Consider the following 15,145-nt stretch of genomic DNA (forward strand, 5'->3'; position numbering starts at 1 on the left):
TTGTCCGACGGGGTGAGTTCCCTACAAAAAGCCTCAGGATTGTGTGATAAGTCACTATTTTTAAAGATGATGTACGATAGTTCCACCTACCCCCTGTTGTCGCTGCTATGTCTTTCCGGGAGGATGCGCAGAAATCTGCACAGGGACAGGCAGAAAGAGACGCCGAAAACGGCGCACACAGACGGGGTATGTCTGTTTCTTGACCTTGGGGAAGTCATTTGTCCGCGCACGTCGAAACCATGCGCTTGGTCCTGCTGGCCGAAAGGCCGGAGTGGGCGGCTTTGTTGCGTGCGCGGCTCGAGGCCATGGGTGGCGCATTTCCGCTGATCACCGCGCCCTCCTGGGAAGCTGCCAGCAGCCTGTTCGACGATGGTGGTTGCGGCCTGCTGCTGACCACCCCCGCCTGCCAGCCGGCCCCAGGCCGCTGCTCGTTGCCGACGGTGCTGCTGCTCGAAGACGAGCCTGCGGAGGCGCCGGCCGATGTCTACGACTGGCTGGTGCGCGACCACCTCAGCGTCGACCTGCTGCGCCGTTGCCTGCGCTATGCCGGCGAGCGTGCCCGCCTGCAGAACACCCTGCAGCGTCTGGCCGAGCAGGACCCGCTCACGGGCATCGCCAACCGCCAGGGCTTTCAGACCCTGCTGGCCGCGCGTCTGGCGGAGTACCAGGGGCGTGGCCTGGCCCTCGGTCATCTCGACCTGGATAACTTCAAGCACGTCAATGATGCCCTCGGCTACCAGGCTGGCGACCGTCTGATCCTACAGGTAGTGACGCGACTCAAGGCCCAGCTGGAGGCCGGTGACGACCTGGCGCGCCTGGGCAGCGATGAGTTCGCCCTGCTGGTCGATACCCGTCGCGATCCGCTGCGTGCCGAGCGCCTGGCCGAGCGCATCACAGAGGCCCTGTCCGAGCCTTACTGGCTGGACGGCGAGAGTCTGTTGCTTGGCTGCAGCCTGGGCCTGGCCCACTCCCGCGCCGGTGAGGGTGCCGATCCGTTGCTGTGGCATGCGCACATTGCCATGCAGCAGGCCAAGGCTGCCCAGGGCTGCACCTATCACCTATACGACGAGCGCATCCATCGTGGCGCGCGCAGCATGGCCGACCTGGAGGCGGAGCTGCGTCGAGCCCTGCGCCGTGATGAGCTGGAGCTGCATTACCAGCCGCGCCTGTGCCTGCAGAGCGGGCGCATCGTCGGCCTGGAGGCGCTGGTGCGCTGGCGCCACGCCGAGCGTGGTCTGCTCGGACCGGACGAATTCGTGCCGCTGGCCGAGGAGAGCGGGCTGATCGTGCCGCTTGGCTACTGGGTCATCGCCCGCGCGCTGCGCGATATGCAGTGGCTACGTGGGCGTGGTCTGCCGGCGCTGCACATGGCAGTCAACCTGTCGTTCCGCCAGTTCCAGGACAGCCAACTGCTGACCACCCTCGGCCGCCTGATCGAGGAACGCGGTGTGGATGCGCAATGGCTGGAGTTCGAGCTGACCGAGACCGCCGTGATGCGCCGCAGCGAGCAGGTGCGCCAGACCATGCAGGCCCTCGGCCGGCTTGGCGTGCGCTTCTCGCTGGATGACTTCGGTACCGGCTTCTCGTCCTTCGTGCACCTCAACAACCTTCCAATCGCCTTGCTGAAGATCGACAAGAGTTTCGTCGCCGGCATGGGTGAGCGTGCCGAGAACCGCCAACTGGTGCGGGCGATGATCAACCTGGCGCACAACCTGCACCTGGAAGTGGTCGCCGAAGGTGTGGAGAACGCCGAGCAACTGGCTCTACTGCGTCAGTTCGGCTGCGATCAGGTGCAGGGCTACCTGATCAGCAAGCCGCTGCCTCTGGCCGACCTGGCCCGTTTCCTGGTCTTCGGCATGCGCCAGCCGCTTCTGTCCGGCATGCCTTCCTGAGTCAGGGTAGGCATACCTCGCCGGTCGGAGTCGCCCGCGGCCGCAGCATGCATGTGGTCTTCCACTCGAAACCAAGGGTCAGGCCAAGAGCCGCGCAGGCCAGCCCGCCTGCCAGCCCCCACCACACGCCATGGGCGCCCCAGCCGAACGGAAAGGCTAGGGTCCAGGCCAGCGGAATACCTATCAGCCAGTAACAGCCGAGGCCGACCAGCAGGGTGGTCTTGCCGTCACCCAGGCCACGGATGGTGCCCATGGCGATGCTCTGGGTGCCGTCGAACAGCTCGAACACGGCGGCGACCGCCAGCAGGCTCACGGCGAGCGTGACCACCTCGGCGAAGGCCGGGTCGGAGCGGTCGACGAACAGCCCTACCACGGGCTCCGGCGCCAGCCAGAACAGCAGCGCGAAGAGCAGCATGCAGCAGGCGCCGCTGGCGATGCCCAGGTGCCCGGCGCGACGCACATCGGCAGGCCGACCGGCACCGTAGTGCTGGCCGACACGGAAGGTCACGGCATACGACAGACCCTGAGGCAGGATGAACGCCAGCGTCACTGCCTGGATGGCGATCTGGTGTGCGGCCAGCTGCACGCTACCGAGCGCGCCCATGCACAGGGCTGCGAAGGTGAACATGCCCTGTTCGGCAGCGTAGGTGCCGCCGATCGGCAGACCCAGGCGCAGTAGTGCACCCATCTCGGTCCGCTGCGGGCGCAGCAGCCCCCGCAGCAGCGCATAGTCACGGTAGGCCGGCGCATACAGGATGTGCAGCGCGAGGGCCAGGGCCATACCGCTGCTGACCAGGGCGGTGGTCATGCCAATGCCGCCCAGGCCCAGGCTGGGTAGGCCGAACCAGCCCTTGATCAACGCATAGTTGATGACGAAGTTGGCGATCGCGCCGACGATACCGATGGTCATCACCGGGCCGGGATGGCCGATGGCGCTGGTGAAGCCGCGCAGAGCCATGAAGACCAGGTAGCCGGGCAATGCCAGCGCCAGCGATCCGAGGAACTCCATCGCCCGCGCGGCAGCATCGGGCTGCTGGCCCAGATGCGGTAGCAACGGGCCCAGGGAGCGCAGGCAGAGGGCGCCGCCGATGCCCAATAGCAGGGCCAGCCACAAGCCGTTCTGCAGCAGCCGTGTGGCACCTTGAGAGTCGCCTGCGCCGTGGCGGATGGCGACCAGGCTACCCACCGCCGCCACCATGCCGACGCAGAACAGCGACAGCATGTAGTAGCAGGTGGCGCCGAGGGCGCCCCCGGCCAGCTGCTCGGGGCCGAGCATGCCCATCATGATGGTGTCGGTGAACACCATGAGCACATGGGCCAGTTGAGCGGCGATCAGCGGACCAGCGAGGCGATAGAGGGCGACCAGCTCGTGGCGAATGGCTTGCGGCATGATGAGTAAAGCTCAGTGAAGACTTGTCCGGGTGGCCAGAAGAGGCCGAGAATTGCGCAATTCTCAAGACTCATGAGGCATCGCACAAAAGGAAAATAGCGATGGCATTCATGACTAATACTCATAGGTGATTCGCATGGCCCGCCGTTTGCCGCCGCTCTACGCCCTGCGCGCTTTCGAGGCCGCCGCCCGGCATGCCTCCTTTACTCGTGCCGCCGAGGAGCTGGCCATTACCCAGAGCGCAGTGAGCCGGCATATCCGCACCCTGGAGGAGCACTTCGGCTGCCGCCTGTTCGAGCGGTCCGGCCGCCACCTGCGCCTGAGCGAGAACGCGCACCTGCTGCTGCCCGGCGTGACCGAAGGCTTCGATGCTCTGGAGCGTGCCTGCAATGTGCTCAGCACCGACGACGCCACCCTGCGCCTGAAGGCGCCGTCGACCCTGACCATGCGTTGGCTGCTGGCACGCCTGTCGCGCTTCCGCCTGCTCAATGCCGACATCGAGGTACAACTGACCAGCGCCTGGATGGATGTGGACAAGGTTGATTTCCACCAGGAACCCTTCGACTGTGCGGTGCTGCTCAGCAGTGGCGGCGTCTTCCCCGCCGAGTGGGAGAGCGTCGAACTGTTCGCCGAGTGGCTGATCCCGGTCTGCGCGCCGGAGGCGACGGTCGACGGCCCTTGGGACCTGGCCCGGTTGCAGGCGGCCGAACTGTTGCACCCGACTCCGGACCGTCGCGACTGGCGGCGCTGGCTGCAAGCCATGAGCCTGGACGAACAGGTGCTGCTGCGCGGCGGCCAGGTGTTCGACACCCTGGAACTGGGCATCGTCGCGGCCGCGCGGGGCTATGGCGTGTCGATCGGTGATCTGGTGATGGTCGCCGAGGATGTTGCCCAGGGTCGCCTGGGCTTGCCCTGGCCCAGTGCCGTGGCCAGTGGCGACAGTTATCACCTGGTCTGGCCAAAGGGCCGGCGTGGCGAGGAGCGACTGTGCCGGTTGCGCGATTATCTTCTGGCCGAGGTCGAGCAGATGCGTATGCCGGCGGTGGAGCGGATCGCCCGCTGAGGGATACAACAAGCGTAAAAAATAATGGACCTTGTTCCTGTGGCAGAGCGTGGCCTGGCAAGGGTTGGCGTCCTGTTATTGCCGTCTGTAGGCCGGTGGCCTTGTCTGTTTCTTGATGGGGCTGCGTTGAAATGTTTGACATATTTTACGCGCCTGAGGAGACTGTGCCGGCGGTTCGACTGTTATGCGGCCGTCGCGGGAGGTCCGTTACCTCCCACTCCCATGCCTCCAGGCGAGGCCCTGCTACGCCGCCGACAGACGGAACCGTGCCAAACAGGTAGTGCGTCGATCTCCCGACCACCCTGCACAGCAACGGCAGACCCGATCTGCCCCAAGGTGACGTATGTCCAATAACAACAGTGCCAAGTCCTCTTCTGCCAAACGCAAACCCGTCGTGCTGATGTCCATGGGCGCCCAGGAGCGCAAGGGCCACGACTATCAGGTGATGACCCATAAATACATCGTGCCGCTGGTGGAGATCGCCGGCTGCGTACCCGTATTGGTGCCTACCTGCTGCGGTACCGATGACCTCGAGCAGTACCTCGACATGGCGGACGGCGTGTACCTGACCGGTGCCGGCTCGAACATCGATCCGGCCTTGTACGGCCAGGAAAACCTCACGCCTGAGAAGGCTCAGGACCGCGACCGCGACCTGTTCGACCTGCCGCTGATCAAGGCGGCTATCGCTCGCGGCCTGCCGATCTTCGCCATCTGTCGCGGCATGCAGGAGATCAACGTGGCGCTGGGTGGCGACATCTACCAGAAGCTCTACGCCGAGCCCGGCTTCAACGACCACCGTGAGAACACCGATGACCCGGTAGACGTGCAGTACGCCGAGGCACACAAGGTGCGCATCCATCCGGGTAGCTGGCTGGCCAAGGTGCTGGGCAGTGAAGAGGTTGGCGTCAACTCCCTGCACGGTCAGGGCGTGAAGACCCTGGCCAAGGGGCTGGAGCCGCTGGCCTATGCCGAGGACGGCCTGGTCGAGGCCTACCATGCGCCGAGCCTGTCGCCCTTCCTGTTCGCTGTGCAGTGGCACCCGGAATGGCGGGCTGCGCAGAACCCGGTGTCAGTGAAGATCTTCGAGGCCTTCGGTGAGGCCTGCCGCCAGCGCCAGGCAGGCGTGAGCTTCGACCTGGTCAGCTGAACGATGCGGCCGAGGCGTGATGGCGTCTCGGCCGGGATCTGACTGAAAAGTTCTATTTTGCTCAACCGTTGATCAGATCTGATGGCATTTTGCCGTCTTTATGTAATTTCCTAGCTGTTTGATCAGGTATTCTCTCCGCCCTTCGAGGGCTGACGGCGATCCCGCTCCCTTGCGTGCATCCCAAAATATGTCCGGAGAGACTGATCATGTCCCAGCCCAGGTCCCGTATCGCCTGGCAGCTTGCCGTTGCCCTGGCGATACTCCTGATCCTGCTTATCAGCGGCAGTACCCTGTTCGCCCTGCGTTCCCTGGATCAGGCCAGCCTGACCACCCGCGAAGAGCACCTGGCCAGCGAGGCCCGTCTGCTCGCCGACCAGCTCACCACCTTCCACGGCACCCTGCGCGAGAGCACCAGCCGCCTCGCCGGCTTGTTCGAGCAGCGCTTCGCTAGCGGCTTGTCCGTTCATAGCGACGAGCGCGTGCCGGTTGCCGGCCTCAACCCGCCAGCGCTGTACCTCAACGGCCAGGCGCTGAACAACGATTTCACCCTGGTCGATGAGTTCCGCCACCTCACCGCCGGTGTGGCCACGGTGTTCGTCCGCGACGGCGCCGACTTCGTGCGCATCACCACCTCGCTGACCAAGCAGGACGGCAACCGCGCCATTGGTACCGTGCTCGATCACGCCCACCCGGCCTATCAGCGCCTGCTGGCCGGCCAGAGTTACGTCGGCCGGGCACTGCTGTTCGAGCGCTTCTACATGACCCAGTACACGCCGGTGCGTGACAGCAGCGGTCAGGTGAATGCCGTGCTGTTCGTCGGCTTCGATTACACCGATGCGCAGAACGCCCAGTTCGCCGACCTCGGCCGCTTCCGTATCGGCCGCAGCGGTTCGCTGGCGTTGCTCGACGAACAAGGCAAGTGGCTGGTGCCGCCGGCGGGCGTGCAACGCCCCGATGCCGTGGGTGATCGTCTGCAGGGGCTGCTGAACCAGCCAGGCGAGGGACACTTCTGGAGCGACGGCCAGCAGGACTTCTTCAGCGTTGCCGCGCCGTTTGCCGACGGCCCCTGGCAGGTGCTGGCGAACATGCCCAAGGAAGAGATTCGCGAGGTGACCTGGAGTGTCGGCGGCCAGCTGGCGCTCGGTAGCCTGACAGCCATGGTGCTGGCGGTGGCTGCGGTGATCGTACTGCTGCGCCGTCGCCTGCGCCCGCTGGATGAGCTGGTGGACCAGGCTCAGGCCCTCGGTGCGGGCAATCTGCGCGCCCGTTCGCAGGTGACCAGCAATGACGAGATTGGCGAGCTGGCGCGTGGCTTCAACCAGATGGGCGAGGCGCTGGCGACCATGGTTGCGCACATCCGCAGCGCGGCGCAGCAGGTCGGTAGTCGCTCGCAGATCCTCAGTGGGCTGTCCAGTGGTGCCTACGAAGGTATGGAGCAGCAGTCTGGCGAGATCAGCAGCATGGCCGGGGCGGTGGAAGAGTTCAGCGCCACCGCGCAGAACATCGCCGACAACATGCGCAATACCGAGCGACTGGCCAACGACAACGCCCAGCAGACTCGCATCGGCCGCGCGTCGATGGACGAGGCGTCGGCGGCGTTGCAGCAGATATCTGTCTCCCTCGACGGCACCGCTACCGTGGTCAACACCCTCGGCCAGCGTTCCCAGGAAATCGGCGGCATCGTCGGTGTGATCACCGCCATCGCCGACCAGACCAACCTGCTGGCGCTCAACGCGGCCATCGAGGCGGCCCGCGCAGGCGAGCAGGGCCGTGGTTTCGCCGTGGTGGCGGATGAGGTGCGCAACCTGGCAGCGCGTACCCGCGAGGCGACCACCGAGATCTCGACCATGATCGGCAGCATCCAGGAAGAAACCGCCAGCGCCATTCGCACCATGGAGCAGGGTCAGGAGCTGATGCAGGAAGGCCTGGCGCGCAACGCCAAGGTGGCGGCTGCGCTGGCGCAGATCGCCGAGCAGACCAATGAGGCCGGTGAGCAGTTTGCCGCCATCACCACGGCGACTCAGGAGCAGAGCAGCACTGCCACCCTGCTCAGCAGCAACCTGCAGAGCATTGCCCTGGCCAACAGCGAGCAGCGCGAAGTGGTGGCCAACCTGGCCGAAACCGCCCGTGAGATGGATCGCCTGGCCGAGGAGCTGCAGCGCGAGGTCAGCCGCTTCCAATAAGGGCGTGTGTTCCGAGGAAAGAAAAAGCCCGGCAATGCCGGGCTTTTTCGTCTCAGCGCACCAGGTGCAGGTAGTGCATGTGCTTCTCGTACTGGTCGAGGATGTCGCCGATCAGGTCGTCGCGGCTCCAGCCCATCACATCGTAGTCCTGGCCACCCTCCTTGAGATGCACCTCGGCGCGGAAGTATTTGCGCTCCTCGCGGCTGTCCTCCTGGCTGCCAACCAGGGCGAAGCCGGGCATGACGTAAGCGCGGGGGCGGATCTGGTAGATGAACTCCGCCGCTTCCGGTGTGCCGAGTAACAGGCGCACGCGGCCGTCGGCGCCATCATCCACCTGCACCGGGCAACCCTGCTTGCGCAGTTCCTCCGCCACCGATTCCAGCGCCGGCCTGGCGACCTCGGCCAGGAAACGCACCACATGGGCGCGCCGAGGGAACATCATCAGGTTGCGCAATCGGCGTTGCCAGCCACCTGCGTGGCGTGGCGGCGGGCGTGAGGTGTTCAGCGCCTGGTAGCGGATGCCGCGCTTGGTGGCGTCCAGCCGCAGTGCCTTGAACAGTCCCCAGATGGCGCACATCAGCGCCAGGGTGAAGGGCAGGGCGCTGACGATGGTGGCGGTTTGCAGGGCCTTGAGGCCGTCGGCCAGCAGCAGGGCGATGGCCACCAGGCCCATCGAGCTGGACCAGAAGATGCGTTGCCACGCGGGCGTGCGGTCCGCCCCGCCGGAGGCGAGCATGTCCACCACCATGGCACCGGAGTCGGCCGAGGTGACGAAGAACACCACCACCATGACGATGGCCATCAGCGACAGGGCCGAGGCAAAGGGGAAGTGTTCGAGGAAGGCGAACAGCGCCAGTGAGGAGTTGGCGTTCACCGCCTCGGCCAGGCCGTCGACCCGCTCGATCAGGATCATGTGGATGGCGGTGTCGCCGAACACGGTCATCCACAGCAAGGTGAAGGCGGTCGGCACCAGCATCACCCCGGTGACGAACTCGCGCACCGTGCGCCCGCGCGAGATGCGCGCGATGAACAGGCCGACGAAGGGCGACCAGGCCAGCCACCAGCCCCAGTAGAACAGGGTCCAGCCGCCGATCCAGTCGTTCGGCTCGTAGGCGTACAGGTTGAAGGTGGTGTTCACCAGGTTGGAGAGATAGCCGCCGGTGTTCTGCACGAAGGTCTGCAGGATGAACACAGTGGGGCCTAGCACCATCACCAGCAGCAGGAGCAACACGGCCAGGCCCAGATTGAGCTCGGACAGGCGGCGGATACCGACATCCAGGCCGCTGACGACCGAGGCGGTGGCCAGGGCGGTGGTGCCGATGATCAGGACGATCTGCACCGGCACGCTGATCGGCACGCCGAACAGGTGATTGAGACCGGAGTTGATCTGGGTGACGCCGATGCCCAGCGAGGTGGCGACGCCAAGCACGGTACCGAGGATGGCGAAGATGTCCACGGCGTGGCCGATGGGGCCGTGGATGCGTTCGCCGATCAATGGGTAGAGCGCCGAGCGCAGGGTCAGCGGCAGGCCGTGACGGAAGCAGAAGTAGGCGAGGATCAGCGCGACGATGGCGTAGATCGCCCAGGCGTGCAGGCCCCAGTGGAAGAAGGTGATCTTCATCGCTTCGCGAGCAGCGGCCACGGTGCCGCCTTCGCCTACCGGCGGGGTGACGAAGTGCATCACCGGTTCGGCGACGCCGAAGAACATCAGGCCGATGCCCATGCCGGCGCAGAACAGCATGGCGAACCAGGTGGTGCGGCTGTAGTCGGGCTCGCTGTGGTCGGGGCCGAGTTTGATATCGCCATAGCGGCTGACGGCGAGGAACACTACGGCGATGAGGATCAGGGCGACGGAGAGGACGTAGACCCAGCTGAGGTGGCCGATGATCCAGCTCTGCAGGTGATTGAACAGCGCCTGGGTGGGTTCCTGGAACAGCACGCTGAACAGGACCAGAGCGAGGATGAGGACGGAGGAGCCGAAGAAGACCGGCGGGTTGAGGGTGGATCGGGAAGACGCAATTGCCTCCATTGAGCTAGCTCTCCTTGTTATCGGATGGGCCGCCAAGGGCGGAAGGCCGCGCATTCTAGCATGAATCGATAGCGCAAATCTCTGATTGATTGAGGATCGATAGATTTGTGTGTGTCATGTGCCGCTGGCCGGGCGGTACTGCAGGGCTTCGGCCAGGTGCGGGCGAGCGATGCAGGCGGCGCCCTCCAGGTCAGCCAGGGTGCGTGCGACCTTGAGTAAGCGATGGGTGGCGCGCAAGGACAGCCGCAGTCGTTCTGCGGCCTGTTCCAGCCAGCGCTCGTCCTCCGTGAGCAGTGCGCAGTGCTGGCGCAGGCCAGTGAGATCAAGAAAGGCGTTGGCGCAGCCTTGGCGCGCATTCTGCTGCTGGCGAGCCATGGCCACGCGGGCAGCGATCTGAGAGCTACTGTGGTTGGTGTCGGGTGGCGCACCGAGCGCAGTGTGCTCGCGGGCCACGGTCAGGTGCAGGTCAATGCGGTCGAGCAAAGGGCCGGAGAGCTTGTTGCGGTAGCGTTGTACCTGGTCCGGCGTGCAGCGACAGTGGCCGCTGGGGTCGCCGAGGTAGCCGCACGGGCAAGGGTTCATCGCGGCCACGAGCTGGAAGCGCGCGGGGAAGCGCACCCTGTCGCGAGCACGGGCGATCACGATGCTGCCCGACTCCAGTGGCTCACGCAGGACCTCCAGGACTTTGCGGTCGAACTCAGGCAGCTCGTCTAGGAAGAGAACCCCTTGGTGGGCCAGGGTGATCTCTCCGGGTTGCGGTTGTCCGCCGCCACCAACCAGTGCCGGGCCGGAGGCACTGTGGTGAGGCGTGCGAAAGGGTCTCTGTGGCCAGTGTTCCAGCGGTACCAGACTGGCCACCGAATGAATGGCAGCGACTTCCAGCGCCTCATCTTCGCTCAGCGGCGGCAGCAGCCCCGGCAGGCGGCTGGCCAGCAGGGTCTTGCCGGTGCCAGGTGGGCCGCTCAGCAGCAGGTTGTGGCCGCCGCTGGCAGCGATCAGCAGGGCTCGCTTGGCGGCCAGTTGGCCCTGTACCTCGGCCAGGTCCGGGTAATCCGGCGTGGTGCGCAGCAGGCCGTCGGCCTGGTACGGCGCTAGCGGTGTCTGTCCATTGAGGTGCGCGGCGATTTCCAGCAGGTGATTGATCGCCAGTACCTGCAGGCCGGAGGCCAGGCAGGCCTCTTCGGCGTTGGCTTTTGGTACTACCAGAATGCGCCCTGCCGCGCGCGCGGCCAGGGCGGCTGGCAGCACACCACGTATCGGGCGCAGTTCACCGGAGAGGGCGAGTTCGCCGAGGCATTCCAGCGCTTGCAGAGAATCGACGGGAATCTGTGCGCTTGCCGCGAGGATGCCGAGGGCAATGGCCAGGTCGAAGCGGCCGCCATCTTTCGGCAGGTCGGCGGGTGCCAGGTTGAGCGTGATCCTGCGGGCCGGGAATTCAAAGCCGGAATTCTGGATCGCGCTGCGCACGCGGTCCTTGCTTTCCTTGACGGCGGTTTCCGGCAGGCCTACCAGGGCCATGCTCGGCAGGCCGTTGGCCAGGTGGGCCTCGACGGTGACGGCAGGCGCTTCTACGCCGACCTGTGCGCGGCTGTGGACGATGGCCAGGGACATGGATCACTCCTTGATCACATGCCCGCCGAGGGGCTTATTCGGCGGGTGGTTTCTGTTGGGCTTCCAGCTCTGCCAGCTTGGCCTCCATGGCCTCCAGGCGGGCACGGGTGCGGGCGAGTACGGTCATCTGGCTGTCGAATTCCTCGCGACTGACCAGATCCAGCTTGCTGAAGGCACTCTGCAGCAAAGCCTTGAGCTGCGCCTCAAGCTCGCTGCGCGGCAGCGGGTTTTCGCCGCTGAACAGGCGCGAGGCGTGGCTGGCGAGCGTATCGAGGATGGCTTTGGGCGGCAGCATGAGGGGATTTTTTCCTATGTTGAGCGGCGGCCAGTGTAGCACGGGGGGTGTTTTGGCCATGACATGCGCCAAGCGCACGATTTTTGATCATTTCCAGTTCGCTGAGTGCACCATTTTTGTGCAATGACTTGTTGGTCAACTCTCTGCTCCACCGGCTGCAATGGCCTAAGCGCATGAAAAAGTGGCCTTTTGGCATAGCTGGCAAGCTTTCTGCTTAACACCTCATGACGCGTGCACCGATGCAGTACCGGTGGACAGGATGAGGCGGGGGAGTGCCTCACCGGATGCGGTTGGTGAGCATCGGATCGACTGGATATCAGGTCGGGCGATGCGTTTCAAAAGCCAGACACTGCGCTTAGACTTGAGCCGGGTTCGTTTTCCTGGGGCGAGTCCATCAAAACGGGAGAGAGTTTTCATGAAGCTAGTCACTGCCATCATCAAGCCGTTCAAGCTCGACGACGTGCGCGAGTCGCTGTCCGAGATCGGCGTGCAGGGCATCACCGTCACCGAGGTCAAAGGCTTCGGTCGTCAGAAGGGCCACACCGAGCTGTACCGCGGTGCGGAATACGTAGTCGATTTCCTGCCCAAGGTGAAGATCGACGTCGCCATCGCCGACGACCAGCTGGACCGTGTCATCGAGGCGATCACCAAGGCGGCCAACACCGGCAAGATCGGTGACGGCAAGATCTTCGTCGTCAATCTGGAACAGGCCATCCGCATCCGTACCGGCGAAACCGGCACCGACGCAGTTTAAGCCTCAGAACCCAACACGCCCCAGGAGAAAAACACATGACTCTGCGTAAGATCGCAGGGCTAGGAGCCCTTTTGTCCCTCGTAACCCCTGGCCTGGCCATGGCTGACGAGGTTGTCCTCAACTCCGGTGACACTGCGTGGATGCTGACGGCGACCGCGCTGGTGCTATTCATGACCATCCCAGGCCTGGCGCTGTTCTACGGTGGCATGGTGCGTTCCAAGAATATTCTCTCGGTGATGATGCAGTGCTTCGCCATCACCGGCCTGATGAGCATCCTCTGGTTCGTCTACGGCTACAGTCTGGCCTTCGACACCACCGGCATGGAGAAGGGTGTCACCAACCTGAATTCCTTCGTCGGCACCCTGAACAACGCATTCCTGAGCAATCTGACCAAGGAAAGCCTGATCGCCGCGTTCCCGGAAAGCGTGTTCATCACCTTCCAGATGACCTTCGCGATCATCACTCCCGCTCTCATCGTCGGTGCCTTCGCCGAGCGCATGAAGTTCTCCGCCATGCTGATCTTCATGGCTGTCTGGTTCACCGTGGTCTACGCCCCGATGTGCCACATGGTCTGGTCCGGCGACGGTGCCTTCCTGTGGGATGAAGGCGTGATCGACTTCGCTGGTGGCACCGTGGTGCACATCAACGCCGGTATCGCCGGTCTGGTGGCCTGCCTGGTGCTGGGCAAGCGCAAAGGCTACCCGACCACCCCGATGGCCCCGCACAACCTGGGCTACACCCTGATCGGCGCCGCCATGCTGTGGATCGGCTGGTTCGGCTTCAACGCCGGCTCCGCTGCCGCCGCCAACGACACCGCCGGTATGGCCATGCTGGTTACCCAGATCGCCACCGCCGCCGCGGCCCTGTCCTGGATGTTCGCCGAGTGGATCACCCACGGTAAGCCGAGTGCCCTGGGCATCGCTTCCGGTGTGGTTGCCGGTCTGGTCGCCATCACCCCGGCCGCTGGTGCCGTGGGCCCTGTCGGCGCCCTGGTCATCGGTCTGGCTGCAGGTGTGATCTGCTTCTTCTGCGCCACCAGCCTGAAACGCAAGCTGGGCTACGACGACTCCCTCGACGTGTTCGGCGTGCACTGCGTCGGCGGCATCGTCGGTGCGATCCTGGTCGGCGCCTTCGGCTCCCCGTCCCTGGGTGGTTTCGGCTCCTTCGAGAGCATCGCCAGTCAACTGTGGATCCAGACCGAGAGCGTGCTGTTCACCATCGTCTACACCACCGTACTGACCTACATCATTCTCAAGGTCATCGACCTGGTGATGGGCCTGCGTGTGACCGAAGAGTCCGAGACCGTTGGCCTCGACCTCTCCGAGCACAACGAGCGCGGCTACAACCTGTAAGCCCTGAAGCTGTACCAGACGCCCGGTTCGCCGGGCGTTTTTTTGTCCGCGCCAACGGCGGCGCGCCTGTGCAACGGTACAACGGAGTACTTCATGGAAAGCACGGCTCTGATTCCTCTCCAGTATGCGCTGGATACTTTCTACATCCTGATCTGCGGCGCTTTGGTAATGCTCATGGCCTCCGGCTTCGCCATGCTCGAAGCCGGCCTGGTAAGGGCCAAGAACACCACCGAGATCCTGGCCAAGAACGTCGTGCTGTACGCCCTGGCTAGCGTGATGTATCTGATGATTGGCTACTACCTGATGTATAGCGGTGCCGCTGGTGGTGTGTTGCCCCACTTCGGCTTCCTGATCGGCGACGAGCACGCGAGGGATCTGGTAGCGGCCGGTGGTGGTGATGCGCCGGGATATTCGAAGCGCGCCGACTTCTTCTTCCAGGTGGTGTTCGCGGCGACCTGCATGTCGATCATTTCCGGCGCCGTGGCCGAACGGATGCGACTGTGGGCCTTCCTCGCCTTCGCCGTGGTGATGTGTGGGGTTATCTACCCGATAGAGGGCTACTGGACCTGGGGTGGTGGCTTCCTCAAGCATTTGGGCTTCAAGGATTTTGCCGGTTCCGGTGTCGTTCACCTGGCCGGCGCGTCCGCCGCCCTGGCCGGGGTTATCCTGCTCGGTGCGCGCAAGGGTAAGTATGGCAACCAGGGGCAGATCAATGCGATTCCCGGCGCCAACCTGCCGCTGGCAGCGCTGGGGACACTGATTCTCTGGGTCGGCTGGTTTGGCTTCAACGGTGGTTCCCAGCTGAAAGTCAGCAGCATTGAGGATGCGAACACGGTGGCTACCGTGTTCGCCAACACCAATCTGGCTGCCTCGGGTGGTCTGCTGGCGGCGTTGGTAGTGGCACGCATCCTGTTCGGCAAGGCCGACCTGACCATGATTCTCAACGGCGCCTTGGCCGGCTTGGTGTCTATCACTGCGGAGCCGGCTACTCCGAGCGCCCTGCAGGCCACGCTGATCGGCGCGGTGGGAGGTGTGCTGGTGGTGTTCAGCATCCTCATGCTCGAGCGTTTGCGCATCGATGACCCAGTCGGTGCCATCTCGGTCCATGGGGCCGGCGGTATCTGGGGTCTGCTGGCGGTACCGTTGACCAACAGCAGTGCCAGCCTCAGCGTGCAGATGCTCGGCGCGGCCTGCATCTTCGCCTGGGTATTCGTCGCCAGCCTGCTGGGCTGGGGGCTGATCCAGCTGGTCATGGGTCTGCGTGTCAGCGAGGAGGACGAGTACGAGGGGGTCGACATCGCCGAGTGCGGCATGGAGGCTTACCCGGAGTTCACCCGCAAGTGAACAATACAAGGGCGCTTCGGCGCCCTTTTTCATGCCTGTCCGAGGAACCGTCGACAACACGGAAAAATCCCGCTCGGGCTAGGTG

The 15,145-nt window shown here is 64.5% G+C and carries 11 protein-coding genes and 1 pseudogene; 8 read left to right on the top strand and 4 right to left on the bottom strand.

What is annotated here, in order from left to right:
• Positions 1-218: 218 nt before the first annotated feature.
• Positions 219-1,892 carry a putative bifunctional diguanylate cyclase/phosphodiesterase gene (locus IB234_RS03915; protein ID WP_192314146.1) on the top strand — a complete coding sequence of 558 codons (1,674 nt, stop codon included), beginning with the start codon at positions 219-221 and terminating at the stop codon, positions 1,890-1,892.
• 1 nt (position 1,893) lies between these two features.
• On the opposite strand, the gene IB234_RS03920 is transcribed toward IB234_RS03915, so the two are convergent.
• The gene (locus tag IB234_RS03920) at positions 1,894-3,282 is read right to left on the bottom strand and encodes a NorM family multidrug efflux MATE transporter (RefSeq protein ID WP_192314148.1); all 1,389 of its coding nucleotides are present in this window, start codon (positions 3,280-3,282) and stop codon (positions 1,894-1,896) included.
• A 136-nt stretch (positions 3,283-3,418) separates the two neighbouring features.
• Between IB234_RS03920 and IB234_RS03925 the strand changes: the two genes are divergently transcribed.
• From IB234_RS03925 to IB234_RS24330, 4 genes and pseudogenes are all read left to right on the top strand, one after another.
• The gene (locus IB234_RS03925; protein ID WP_192314151.1) at positions 3,419-4,345 is read left to right on the top strand and encodes a LysR substrate-binding domain-containing protein; all 927 of its coding nucleotides are present in this window, start codon (positions 3,419-3,421) and stop codon (positions 4,343-4,345) included.
• Between the two features lie 343 nt (positions 4,346-4,688).
• On the top strand, positions 4,689-5,492 hold the full coding sequence (locus tag IB234_RS03930) for a gamma-glutamyl-gamma-aminobutyrate hydrolase family protein (protein ID WP_192314154.1): 804 nt from the start codon (positions 4,689-4,691) through the stop codon (positions 5,490-5,492).
• Between the two features lie 206 nt (positions 5,493-5,698).
• Positions 5,699-6,817, top strand: a pseudogene (locus tag IB234_RS24325) (Cache 3/Cache 2 fusion domain-containing protein); the annotation flags it as partial.
• Between the two features lie 135 nt (positions 6,818-6,952).
• Positions 6,953-7,675 (top strand): methyl-accepting chemotaxis protein, encoded by a 723-nt coding sequence (locus tag IB234_RS24330; RefSeq protein ID WP_412547901.1) that lies wholly within the window; start codon positions 6,953-6,955, stop codon positions 7,673-7,675.
• A gap of 52 nt (positions 7,676-7,727) precedes the next feature.
• Here the strand turns inward: IB234_RS24330 and IB234_RS03940 are convergent, their stop codons facing one another.
• From IB234_RS03940 to IB234_RS03950, 3 genes are all read right to left on the bottom strand, one after another.
• Positions 7,728-9,704: a BCCT family transporter gene (locus tag IB234_RS03940; RefSeq protein WP_192314160.1), complete on the bottom strand. Its 1,977-nt coding sequence runs from the start codon at positions 9,702-9,704 to the stop codon at positions 7,728-7,730.
• A gap of 114 nt (positions 9,705-9,818) precedes the next feature.
• A complete protein-coding gene (locus IB234_RS03945) occupies positions 9,819-11,315 on the bottom strand; it encodes a YifB family Mg chelatase-like AAA ATPase (RefSeq protein WP_192314163.1) in 1,497 nt (498 codons plus the stop codon).
• Between the two features lie 34 nt (positions 11,316-11,349).
• A complete protein-coding gene (locus IB234_RS03950; RefSeq protein ID WP_192314166.1) occupies positions 11,350-11,610 on the bottom strand; it encodes an accessory factor UbiK family protein in 261 nt (86 codons plus the stop codon).
• A 415-nt stretch (positions 11,611-12,025) separates the two neighbouring features.
• On the opposite strand from IB234_RS03950, the gene glnK reads away from it, so the two are divergent.
• The 3 genes from glnK to IB234_RS03965 all read left to right on the top strand — a co-directional run bounded on the left by glnK (position 12,026) and on the right by IB234_RS03965 (position 15,060).
• Complete coding sequence (gene glnK, locus IB234_RS03955; RefSeq protein WP_021700071.1) at positions 12,026-12,364, top strand: P-II family nitrogen regulator; 339 nt, start codon at positions 12,026-12,028, stop codon at positions 12,362-12,364.
• Between the two features lie 35 nt (positions 12,365-12,399).
• Complete coding sequence (locus IB234_RS03960; protein ID WP_192314169.1) at positions 12,400-13,716, top strand: ammonium transporter; 1,317 nt, start codon at positions 12,400-12,402, stop codon at positions 13,714-13,716.
• A 93-nt stretch (positions 13,717-13,809) separates the two neighbouring features.
• Positions 13,810-15,060 (top strand): ammonium transporter, encoded by a 1,251-nt coding sequence (locus IB234_RS03965; protein WP_192314173.1) that lies wholly within the window; start codon positions 13,810-13,812, stop codon positions 15,058-15,060.
• The last annotated feature ends 85 nt before the right edge of the window (positions 15,061-15,145 follow it).

Origin of the sequence: Pseudomonas sp. PDM16 (assembly GCF_014851865.1) — a bacterium.
Taxonomy (GTDB): Bacteria; Pseudomonadota; Gammaproteobacteria; order Pseudomonadales; family Pseudomonadaceae; genus Aquipseudomonas.

What these genes read in the sequence shown, in the direction of transcription:
- IB234_RS03920 (WP_192314148.1), bottom strand. Translation starts at nt 3,282, where the DNA reads ATGCCGCAAGCCATTCGCCACGAGCTGGTCGCCCTCTATCGCCTCGCT.
- IB234_RS03925 (WP_192314151.1), top strand. Translation starts at nt 3,419, where the DNA reads ATGGCCCGCCGTTTGCCGCCGCTCTACGCCCTGCGCGCTTTCGAGGCC.
- IB234_RS03930 (WP_192314154.1), top strand. Translation starts at nt 4,689, where the DNA reads ATGTCCAATAACAACAGTGCCAAGTCCTCTTCTGCCAAACGCAAACCC.
- IB234_RS24330 (WP_412547901.1), top strand. Translation starts at nt 6,953, where the DNA reads ATGGCCGGGGCGGTGGAAGAGTTCAGCGCCACCGCGCAGAACATCGCC.
- IB234_RS03940 (WP_192314160.1), bottom strand. Translation starts at nt 9,704, where the DNA reads ATGGAGGCAATTGCGTCTTCCCGATCCACCCTCAACCCGCCGGTCTTC.
- IB234_RS03945 (WP_192314163.1), bottom strand. Translation starts at nt 11,315, where the DNA reads ATGTCCCTGGCCATCGTCCACAGCCGCGCACAGGTCGGCGTAGAAGCG.
- IB234_RS03950 (WP_192314166.1), bottom strand. Translation starts at nt 11,610, where the DNA reads ATGCTGCCGCCCAAAGCCATCCTCGATACGCTCGCCAGCCACGCCTCG.
- glnK (WP_021700071.1), top strand. Translation starts at nt 12,026, where the DNA reads ATGAAGCTAGTCACTGCCATCATCAAGCCGTTCAAGCTCGACGACGTG.
- IB234_RS03960 (WP_192314169.1), top strand. Translation starts at nt 12,400, where the DNA reads ATGACTCTGCGTAAGATCGCAGGGCTAGGAGCCCTTTTGTCCCTCGTA.
- IB234_RS03965 (WP_192314173.1), top strand. Translation starts at nt 13,810, where the DNA reads ATGGAAAGCACGGCTCTGATTCCTCTCCAGTATGCGCTGGATACTTTC.